This window comes from Candidatus Protofrankia californiensis (assembly GCF_900634765.1).
Lineage (GTDB): Bacteria > Actinomycetota > Actinomycetes > Frankiales > Frankiaceae > Protofrankia > Protofrankia californiensis.
In genome coordinates this window covers 1-2,071 of sequence record NZ_CAAAFT010000013.1, presented here as the reverse complement: position 1 = coordinate 2,071, position 2,071 = coordinate 1, and the positions used below count along the sequence as shown (strand labels likewise).

Here is a 2,071-nt window from a genome sequence, read left to right as displayed (position 1 = left end):
CGCCGCACTGCTAATGCGGTTGGGGGTAACCCCCCTCCCGGGTTCAAATCCCGGAGCCTCCGCTCTTCGCTCACGGCGTCGACCCGTCCGGTTGGCGCCGTGACCAGGCAAAACGCTCTTTTTGATCAGTTTTCGTCGAACCGTTCATGATCTTCGTAGGCGCGTTGTGGGCATGTCGCACCGTCCACAGGATCGCCGCTGAGATCGTCTCGGCCGCCTGCTGACCGGCCGAGCGCAGCAGGTCGGTGTACAGCGCACCCGCGACCGATGGCGCTGAGTAACCGATGGCGCTGAGTAACCGATGGCGCTGAGTAACCGAGCCGCTCGGACACGAGGGCGAGATCGGCGCCGTCGGCGAAGCGGATATACACGGACGAATGCTGGAAACCGTGCGACCGTCGGCGGGACGGCAAGCAGCCACCAATCTCGTCATTCACCCACGAAGTCGACCGGCGGCGGCCGGTCCGCCGACATACGCGTCATGATTCGCGGCACTGGTATGGCGTGAAGCCTGCGAGCGGGGGCATCACCGACTCGACCACGCACTTCGGCGACCGACGCCCGTATCCGCGGGAGTCGGTCATGTTCGAGAGCCCGATGACTCGAAAGGAGCTGCCATGCGTTTCGCGGCAACGCCGGCGGGCCACGCTCAGGGCCGTACCACGAAGGTTCAATGGTGGTATCTGCTCGCCGCAGGGATCGCCTTTGTCCTTTTTGCGCTGGCAATTCCACAGTTCGGTCTGACCACGGTTCGCTCGGTCGCCATACTTCTGGGAATCGTCCTGCTCCTCAGCGCCGCCAGTGAACTGCTGGCGGCGTCGGTGACAGCGCGGGACTGGCGATGGTCCCATGTCCTGCTCGCCGTCCTCCTCGTCGCCGGCGGTATAGTCGCGCTGGTCTGGTCCCGCCCGACCTTCCCGGTGGTGGCCAGGATCGCGGCCTGGTACTTCCTGATCAAAGGTGTTTATGACATCGTCAACTCCTTCGTCGCGAGACGGGCCGAACGTTACGGCGCGGCCGGGGAGGACCCTCGCGGAACAGCCCAGTGGTGGATGCCGCTGGCGATCGGCGTACTCGAGATCGGTGTCGGTTTCTGGGCCGTCAGCTATCCGCGGTTCTCGATCTCTCTGCTGGTCCTGTGGGTGGGGCTCGCGGCCCTCGCCACAGGCCTGACGAAAATCGCGATGTCCTTCCGGAAACGTGGCCTCCGAGGGGACCTTCCGGCCTTTTCCGAAGGTCATCTCCCGCCGGTGGGATTCGGTACCGGTGCAACCCGCGAGTCCGGACGAGCGGAGGCCGGACGAGCGGAGGAGAGCCGAGCCCGCAGATCTCTTTCGGAAGGACGGTGACATAAATCCTGGAAAATGGACATAAGCCTCGGGAGGGGCGGTGACACACGTTCCGCCCCTCCCAGAAACGGGCCCTGACGAGGGAGCACCATGCGTAGCCGGTCTCCAGGTCACCGACGCGATCCGCGGAAATCCGCTCGCGGGTTCGCGGCAGGCTCGACCGCCATCGTCGCCACGGGCCGACCCATACGACGGGCCGGGGACGTCGGTCCCTGGCCCGTTCTCGACCGCGATGCTTCCCGGTCGCGGGCTTCCCGGTCGCGGGCTTCCCGGTCGCGGGCTTCCCGGTCGCGGGCTTCCCGGTCGCGGGCTTCCCGGCGGTGAGCGCGTAGAGGGGGCACTGGCCATGAGGCCGTCGGCGATGGCCGATCGACCGTGACGGGCCGGTCGGCCATCTTCAGAGCGGTCTGTCACGGTCGGGATTCGACTGTCGGAGTCCCGGCTGCCCAAGGCTGACACGGGGCATGGTGGACACATCCCGTTTTGTCGGCATCACGCCGTATCGTACTTACATGCGCCTGACACTCACCGTGGCTTACCCAGCCCAGGACGTCAGCGCGGACATCCTGCTCGACACCGATCCGGACGTGCCCGTCGGTCTGATCGCCGACACGCTGGTACGGCACGTCCGTCCGAGCGTGCCGGCTCTCCCCACACGTCGACCACGCCTGTTCGTCGAGGGCCGTGCGGTCGGCGAGACGCTCACCGTCGGCGACTCACCG

General features: G+C 66.4%; 2 protein-coding genes. Both read left to right on the top strand.

Going from position 1 to position 2,071, the window contains the following annotated elements:
- The first annotated feature begins 617 nt into the window (after positions 1-617).
- Positions 618-1,349: an HdeD family acid-resistance protein gene (locus DD1DGNOD_RS00505; protein ID WP_013871668.1), complete on the top strand. Its 732-nt coding sequence runs from the start codon at positions 618-620 to the stop codon at positions 1,347-1,349.
- A gap of 512 nt (positions 1,350-1,861) precedes the next feature.
- The coding region (locus DD1DGNOD_RS00500; protein WP_241255369.1) for a hypothetical protein at positions 1,862-2,071 on the top strand (210 nt) is incomplete at its 3' end.

Coding starts and splice junctions, on each gene's coding strand:
- DD1DGNOD_RS00505 (WP_013871668.1), top strand. CDS start 618: ATGCGTTTCGCGGCAACGCCGGCGGGCCACGCTCAGGGCCGTACCACG.